This window comes from Roseomonas chloroacetimidivorans (genome assembly GCF_049629625.1).
In the GTDB taxonomy this organism is placed as follows: domain Bacteria; phylum Pseudomonadota; class Alphaproteobacteria; order Acetobacterales; family Acetobacteraceae; genus Roseomonas; species Roseomonas chloroacetimidivorans.
The window spans coordinates 1-6,859 of record NZ_JBNBZS010000159.1 but is presented as its reverse complement, the minus strand read 5'-3'; the positions used below and the strand labels follow the sequence as shown (position 1 = coordinate 6,859).

Annotated in this window: 6 protein-coding genes and 4 pseudogenes; 6 read left to right on the top strand and 4 right to left on the bottom strand. The window is 65.8% G+C overall.

What is annotated here, in order from left to right; translation table 11 throughout:
* The 3 genes and pseudogenes from ACO1BU_RS35395 to ACO1BU_RS35385 all read left to right on the top strand — a co-directional run.
* Nucleotides 1-276: transposase (locus tag ACO1BU_RS35395; RefSeq protein ID WP_424140581.1), on the top strand; the 276-nt coding region annotated here is incomplete at its 5' end.
* A gap of 16 nt (nt 277-292) precedes the next feature.
* A pseudogene (locus ACO1BU_RS35390) lies at nt 293-493 on the top strand (integrase core domain-containing protein); the annotation flags it as partial.
* Between the two features lie 62 nt (nt 494-555).
* On the top strand, nt 556-693 hold the full coding sequence (locus tag ACO1BU_RS35385) for a hypothetical protein (RefSeq protein ID WP_424140580.1): 138 nt from the start codon (nt 556-558) through the stop codon (nt 691-693).
* Nucleotides 694-824: 131 nt separating this feature from the next.
* Here the strand turns inward: ACO1BU_RS35385 and ACO1BU_RS35380 are convergent, their stop codons facing one another.
* Together ACO1BU_RS35380 and ACO1BU_RS35375 are read right to left on the bottom strand one after the other, a co-directional pair.
* Nucleotides 825-1,778, bottom strand: coding sequence for a replication protein RepA (locus ACO1BU_RS35380; protein WP_424140579.1), 954 nt, complete (start codon nt 1,776-1,778; stop codon nt 825-827).
* 949 nt (nt 1,779-2,727) lie between these two features.
* A pseudogene (locus ACO1BU_RS35375) lies at nt 2,728-2,961 on the bottom strand (IS21 family transposase); the annotation flags it as partial.
* A gap of 256 nt (nt 2,962-3,217) precedes the next feature.
* Between ACO1BU_RS35375 and ACO1BU_RS35370 the strand changes: the two are divergent.
* The 3 genes from ACO1BU_RS35370 (at nt 3,218) to recD2 (ending at nt 6,449) form a co-directional block, all read left to right on the top strand.
* Entirely contained in the window at nt 3,218-3,679 is a 462-nt protein-coding gene (locus tag ACO1BU_RS35370; RefSeq protein WP_424140578.1) for a nucleotidyltransferase family protein, read from the top strand.
* A complete protein-coding gene (locus ACO1BU_RS35365; protein ID WP_424140577.1) occupies nt 3,673-4,047 on the top strand; it encodes a HepT-like ribonuclease domain-containing protein in 375 nt (124 codons plus the stop codon). The genes ACO1BU_RS35370 and ACO1BU_RS35365 overlap by 7 nt, the downstream gene beginning before the upstream one ends.
* Nucleotides 4,048-4,364: 317 nt before the next feature.
* Complete coding sequence (gene recD2, locus ACO1BU_RS35360; protein ID WP_424140576.1) at nt 4,365-6,449, top strand: SF1B family DNA helicase RecD2; 2,085 nt, start codon at nt 4,365-4,367, stop codon at nt 6,447-6,449.
* Here recD2 and ACO1BU_RS35355 read toward each other — a convergent pair.
* Together ACO1BU_RS35355 and ACO1BU_RS35350 are read right to left on the bottom strand one after the other, a co-directional pair.
* Nucleotides 6,359-6,559, bottom strand: a pseudogene (locus ACO1BU_RS35355) (integrase core domain-containing protein); the annotation flags it as partial. The gene recD2 and the pseudogene ACO1BU_RS35355 overlap by 91 nt on opposite strands.
* A 16-nt stretch (nt 6,560-6,575) precedes the next feature.
* Nucleotides 6,576-6,859 (bottom strand): annotated as a pseudogene (locus ACO1BU_RS35350) (hypothetical protein); the annotation flags it as partial.

Sequence of the window (6,859 nt, the reverse complement as noted above, 5' to 3'; positions counted from 1 at the left end):
TGCGGAGCCTGCCCGATCCCCGCATCAAGCGGGAAGACCAGCAAGCACCGCCTGAGCCGAAGCGGGCACCGGCAGGCCAACGCTGCGCTGCATCGCGTAGTGGTCGTGCGCATGCGCGGGCACCAGCCCACCATCGACTACGTTAAGCGGCGGACCCGTGAAGGGAAAAGCAAACCCGAGATCATCCGCTGCCTCAAGCGGTTCGTGGCACGCGAGATCTTTGGCTATCTCTGCCGTAAGCCCAAGGCTGCCCGAGAGGAGACAGTCTCCGCTTGACGCATATAGGAGCATCAATGTCTTCATCGAGCGGCTGTGGCGCAGCCTGAAATACGAGTGCGTCTACCTGCACGCCTTCGAGACCGGCTCCGAACTGCGGGCCGGGCTGACCAGTTGGATCGGCTACTACAATACCCGACGCCCGCACAGCTCCTTGGCCGGGCAAACCCCCGACGAGGCGTATGGGGCAAACCGGATGGAGAGATTGGCGGCCTGACGGAAACCAGAACCGAGCCTATCCAGGCCGTCAAACTGTCCGACGGATGGGGACCACCTCAGATGCGCTGGTCCCGCCGAGGCGCCGACCGGCTGCTCCAGGTTCGCTGCGCCGTCTACAACGGCACGCTCGGCACCGGTTTCGGCCAGCGCTTCTCGGCTGCCAACGACTATCACCAGCAAGCGGCCATCGTCGCCTGACCCCCAGCTTCGCGGCAGTCCCTGTTCCAGGTTGCTGCCTGATCCGCCTGCTATCCAGGCCATCCGCGCCTCGCCGCAAAGTTTGCAACACAACCCGCAAAGGTGTTCCGAAGACCATCTGGGTTAACGCGCTACTTCTTTGTCGAGGCTGTACGGCGCGAATGCAGTGAGATTACCTGCGTGGGGACGGGGGACTTTGACGGCTTGAGGATGATACCATCTTCGTCGACCTCGACATTGGCCTCGCGATAGACAGCTAGGGCGAGTTTTAGGACAGGCTTGAACTTCGCCTTGAACTGTCGAAGTTCCTTGTAGCCCCGGCCGTGCTGCGACCAAAGGGCGGCCCACGAAACCCGCTTCGGCGCGTTCAGCGCATGAAGCCGATAGGCGAGCCAGAGATAGGCATCCATAGCTGAACTGTTATTGGTCAGCCCCCTAATCGCGGCTTCATCAATCGGAAATCCATGCTTCACGAGCTGATCAAAGAAAGGCTGTGAGAGGACCGCGACCTCAAGGGATAGGCGGCTCTGACGCTCGTTTCCCGTCGGTTCCTGAAGGAACAAGGCGCCCTCGACGATGCTCTGGTTCACCATGCCCATCCGGTTGCCGTCCTGGATATGGAATGAGAGGCGGCATCGGGACAGAAGTTCTGCCTGCTCCTTTACTCGTTTCCCAGTCTTGCCGCCGTAGGAGATGCCCATCCGCTCGAGCCAGGCGCGCCACGAGCCGCCAAGCTCGATGGTACGGCACTGGGTCCGGATGGCCTCTGTCTGGAGGAAAAGCATGATGAGGCGAGCGTAGACGCCGAAAGGTACGCTGGTGGCGACTGCACCCTTGTCGGTGATGATGTGCCCGGGCTCGACGAGGAGAGTCGTAGGACCGTTGGTGACCTCCCAAACCTCACCCGCAGGGTGGCGGCGATGTGGGAGCGCGCACTGGGCCCAACCGCTGTAAGCGAAGCCGACAACGTGGTCCTCGTCGGACATGTAGCGAGCGGCCGTCTCAAGGACATCGCGAGGCTCGTCCGTCGCCGCCAAGGCGCCTTTCTTGCCGCTCGTCTCGATCAGATCGTGGATCTGTCCCATGGGAGCCTCAGGAGATTCGGCCATTCGCCATCTGGATTCGGATTTGCACACATCGCTGCCCAGTGTCTCCGGGGACTTTGGCGACAGGGCTATTTGAAGCTATTTGGATAGCTCTATTTGCGTGTGTGACCAGAGTCCCCGGGATAAGTCGGCTAACCATTTGATCCTCGCGTCCCAGCCGTCGCCAAAGTCCCCAGAGTCGTCGCCAAAGTCCCCGGTCAGGCCTGTGGAAAACTCGGGCTTGGTGTCACCAAAGTCCCCGAATCGGAGTGGCGCCGAACATGTCATCGCCTCCCCTGCAATCCAGGAGACTGGACAAGGGTGTTACCAAAGTCCCCACTGAGGTCGATCAGCCCCACTTCGTCTCGTGACAGACGATCAGTAGGGTGAACTGGGAGGCGTCACCAAAGTCCCCGATTTGCCGGCTTCGGATGCACCGTAAGGCATGCGGTGTGCCTAAACGCCCCAGTGCGTCACGGGGGCGAATTCGTTCCCCCCAGGCAGCTTTTGCGAAAAAGGGCCATAACTATGCCATCCCAGCAAGCGCCAGCCGAGGATTAGCGCACCTTGCAAGAAATGGGGACCTTGGTGACGCCCCCTCGGAAGGAGGAATGGCCCGGATTCGCCCCGAACCAGCATCGGAGCGGCGTGCTAGAAACTAGAAAAGGGTGGGCAGCAGGCCCGTGCGGCGTTGCGAGAAAGTCGGGGACTCTGGCGACGCCCCCGTGTCGAGGGCTGTTCGACTTGGCCCGCCCTCGTCGACTGCCGGGAAAGTCCGGCTTCTTGAGCGACCAGGGGCGGTGGTGCGAGAAACGGTCGGTGGGGACTTTGGTGACGCCCTCTTTTGGATGCCGTAGGAACAGCAGCGAGATGCGTCTGATGGCGGGCGACGTAGTCGGCGCAGTGGGTGAATTCGACCGGAAGATCTACGAAAATCGGCGGAAACCACGGTCCGGCGCCCCTTGCGGCCCTTGCCCGCCTCCACCCTCAGCCACTCCGAGAGCTTGTCGGCGAATGGGTTCAGGCGGCTCGGGCGCTCGGGGACCTTGAACCTCACCTCGACGGCGTCCGACCGCAGGTACTTGCGGATCGTGTTCCGCGACAGGCCCGTCCGCCGCTCGATCTCGCAGATCGGGACGCGGTTCCGGCGATGCCACTGGCGGGTCACGCTCAACAACTCCATGTCGATCACTCCGATAACCCCTGCCATCCGGTCGTGGAGGTGAACGGACACGGGGCATTTCTCGACGAAAACTTCGGCACGTCCCGGTTCAGCTCTCAGTGCAAATCATCAGATGTTTCACGCTGCGCCGCGCTCGCCACCTGACCACCGACTTCGCCAACAGTGTCCGACTGTTTGGCCTACTTACACTGAAGGAACTCCTGGATAGGACTGTGGATCAGCCCTATATTGTACACATGTGCGCAATGGTGGTGCCATGTCGATGCCAGTCCCTGTTACCCCTGCGGCCTTCCTGTCCGTCCGTCTGCCCTCCGCTACGCGCGACCGGCTGAAGGTCGCAGCCGCATCCCGTGGAGAGACGGTGCAGGGTCTGGTCGGCTCTCTCGTCGAGCGCTTCCTGGCCGAGGAGGCAGGCGCTGCCCCTCCCCTTGCTGTCGTGCTCCGACAACTCCGTGACCGCGCCGGCGACCTGCAGGCCCGCGGCATTGCCTCGCTGTCCGTGTTCGGCTCCGTTGCCCGCGGCGACGCTCGTCCTGGCAGCGACATCGACCTGCTCGCCGACCTCGACCCGGCAGCGCGGCTGTCGCTGGTCGGGTTGTCGTCGCTGCGCGCCGAGCTTTCGGAACTGCTGGGCGCCCCAGCCGACCTGGTGGAGCGCGAAGTGTTACGCCCGGGGGTGCGCGAGGCGGCTGAACGCGAGGCCGTGCGGGCGTGGTGAGGTCGGGCCGGCGCGGAACGCGCGAGCGGCTGGAGGACATCCGCGCCGCCGCCGAGGATGCGCTCGCCTTCGCGGGCGAGCTGGATGAAGCCGCCTTCGCCGTGCTGGCCGAGACAGACCGCCGCACCTACCGAGCCCTGAAGAACGCCCTGGCCGAGATCGGCGAGGCGGTGAAGCTGCTCTCACCTGAGGTGCTCGGCCGTCATCCCGACGTGGACTGGCGCGGTTGGGCCGGGCTGCGCGACCTGGTGTCGCACCAGTATTTCAGCCTGGAGCTGCCCCGGCTGCGGCCGGCGGTGGTCGATGAGCTGCCGGCCCTGTTGGCCGCGGTTGAAGGGGAACTCGGCGATGAGACGCGCCAAGCCTAGTACGACCGGAAGGGGCGCGGCGGCAATCGTGCGCGGGTCGCTGCGACGCAGTTGCCACCCCTGGTGGATGCCGCCGCCGGCCGGGAGATCGTCATGACGAGCGCCGGCAAGCGGGTGCCGGCCGGTTTCGACGTGCCGCTGCCTGCCAAGGTCCTCGACGGCTTCGAGGGGCGCTGACGCGCCTGCTGGGCCCTGGCCGACCCGGACCGGCTGATCTCGATCGCGCAGTTCGCCAGTCGCGAGGCGGCGGTGCCCGCACGGGGAGTCCTCGTCATCAGGCACTCCCATTAGCAGCCAAACCGGACCATCTTTCGGCGGTGCCCAGCGCCGCTGCCCCGTCCCTGCCTGCCGCCGATCGCGGCCCGCCCACCGAGGCGCAGGCCGGCCTGGTCGAGCGCGTCACCTACCACAATGCCGAGAACGGCTTCTGCGTCCTGCGGGTAAAGGCGCGCGGGCACCGGGATCTCGTGACGGTGGTCGGGTACGCGGCCTCCATCTCGGCCGGCGAGTGGGTGCAGCTCTCGGGCAGCTGGGTCAACGACCGCGCCCACGGCCTGCAGTTCCGGGCTGGGTTCCTGAAGGCAACCCAGCCCACCACGGTCGAGGGCATCGAGAAGTACCTCGGCTCCGGGATGATCCGCGGCATCGGCCCGGTCTATGCTAGGAAGTTGGTCCGGGCGTTCGGGGCGGCCGTCTTCGACCTGATCGAGGCCGAGCCCGACCGCCTGCGCGAGGTCACCGGCATCGGGCCCAAGCGCGCCGCCCGCATCGTCGCGGGCTGGGCCGAGCAGAAGGTCATTCGCGAGATCATGCTGTTCCTGCATGCCAATGGGGTCGGCACCTCCCGGGCGGTGCGGATCTACAAGACCTATGGCGCGAACGCCGTGCAGGTGATCACCGAGAACCCCTACCGCCTTGCCCGCGACATCCGCGGCATCGGGTTCCGGACCGCTGACATCGTGGCCGGCAAGCTCGGGATCGAGCCCACGGCGATGATCCGTGTGCGCGCCGGCATCTCCTTCGCCCTGGCCGAGGCCACCGGCGAGGGCCATTGCGGCCTGCCCGTGGGCGAACTGACCGCGCTCGCGGGCAAGCTGCTGGAGGTCTCCCCTGAGCTGATCGAAACCGCCCTCGCGCTCGAACTCGAGGCTGGCGAGGTCGTGGCGGACACGCTGGAAGGCGAGCGCTGCGTCTTCCTGGCCGGCCTCTACCGCGCCGAGCAGGGGATTGCCGAGCGGCTGGGGCGCCTCGCCTCTGGCCGGCAGCCCTGGCCGGCAATCGATGCTGACAAGGCGATCCCCTGGGTAGAGGGACGCACCGGCCTTGCCCTGGCCGAGAGCCAGCGTCAGGCACTGCGGCTCGCCCTTTCCTCCAAGGTGCTGGTGATCACCGGCGGCCCTGGCGTGGGCAAGACCACGCTGGTCAACTCCATCCTGCAGGTGATCCGGGCCAAGGGGGTGGAGGTGGCCCTCTGCGCACCCACGGGCCGCGCGGCTAAGCGCCTGACCGAGAGCACGGGCCTTGAGGCCCGGACCATCCACCGCCTGCTGGAGAGCGATCCCAAGACTGGCGGGTTCAAGCGCGACGAGATGAATCCCCTCGGCTGCGAGCTGCTGGTGGTGGACGAGACCTCGATGGTGGACGTGCCGCTCATGCGGGCCTTGCTCCGGGCCCTGCCCGATGAGGCGGCACTGCTGCTGGTGGGCGACGTGGACCAGCTGCCGAGTGTCGGGCCTGGGCAGGTGCTCGCCGACATCATCGGCTCGGGCGCGGTTCCGGTGGTGCGCCTGACCGAGGTGTTCCGCCAGGCGGCCGAGAGCCAGGTCGTGGTGAATGCGCACCGCATCAACCGCGGCCAGCTGCCCGAGCTCAAGGCCGCCGCGGGCAGCGACTTCTTCTTCCTCGAGGCCGATGAGCCCGAGGACGGCGTCCGCAAGCTGCTGGCCATGGTGCGCGAGCGCATCCCGGCCCGCTTCGGGCTCGATCCGGTCCGCGACGTCCAGGTGCTTTGCCCGATGAACCGGGGCGGCCTGGGCGCGCGGGCGCTGAATATCGAGCTGCAGCAGGCGCTCAACCCGCCTGGCGAGCTCCGGGTCGAGCGCTTCGGCTGGACCTTTTGCCCCGGCGACAAGGTCATGCAGGTGGCCAACAGCTACGACCGCGAGGTGTTCAACGGCGACCTCGGCGTGATCACCGGCATGGACATGGAGGAGGGTGAACTCACGGTCAGCTTCGACGGCCGGGAGGCATTGAGGTGGTCCCCATCCGTCGGACAGTTTGACGGCCTGGATAGGCTCGGTTCTGGTTTCCGTCAGGCCGCCAATCTCTCCATCCGGTTTGCCCCATACGCCTCGTCGGGGGTTTGCCCGGCCAAGGAGCTGTGCGGGCGTCGGGTATTGTAGTAGCCGATCCAACTGGTCAGCCCGGCCCGCAGTTCGGAGCCGGTCTCGAAGGCGTGCAGGTAGACGCACTCGTATTTCAGGCTGCGCCACAGCCGCTCGATGAAGACATTGATGCTCCTATATGCGTCAAGCGGAGACTGTCTCCTCTCGGGCAGCCTTGGGCTTACGGCAGAGATAGCCAAAGATCTCGCGTGCCACGAACCGCTTGAGGCAGCGGATGATCTCGGGTTTGCTTTTCCCTTCACGGGTCCGCCGCTTAACGTAGTCGATGGTGGGCTGGTGCGTACCCATCCGCCGACGGCCGCCTTCCCTGGCCTGGGTGCCCGCTGATCTTACTGACGTTCGTAAGAGTGTCGGTAAGGGCAGGTGGGTGGGATGGAGATCATCAGCGGGGTCGAGCGGCGTCGGCG

What these genes read in the sequence shown, in the direction of transcription:
- ACO1BU_RS35385 (WP_424140580.1), top strand. Translation starts at nt 556, where the DNA reads ATGCGCTGGTCCCGCCGAGGCGCCGACCGGCTGCTCCAGGTTCGCTGC.
- ACO1BU_RS35380 (WP_424140579.1), bottom strand. Translation starts at nt 1,778, where the DNA reads ATGGGACAGATCCACGATCTGATCGAGACGAGCGGCAAGAAAGGCGCC.
- ACO1BU_RS35370 (WP_424140578.1), top strand. Translation starts at nt 3,218, where the DNA reads ATGTCGATGCCAGTCCCTGTTACCCCTGCGGCCTTCCTGTCCGTCCGT.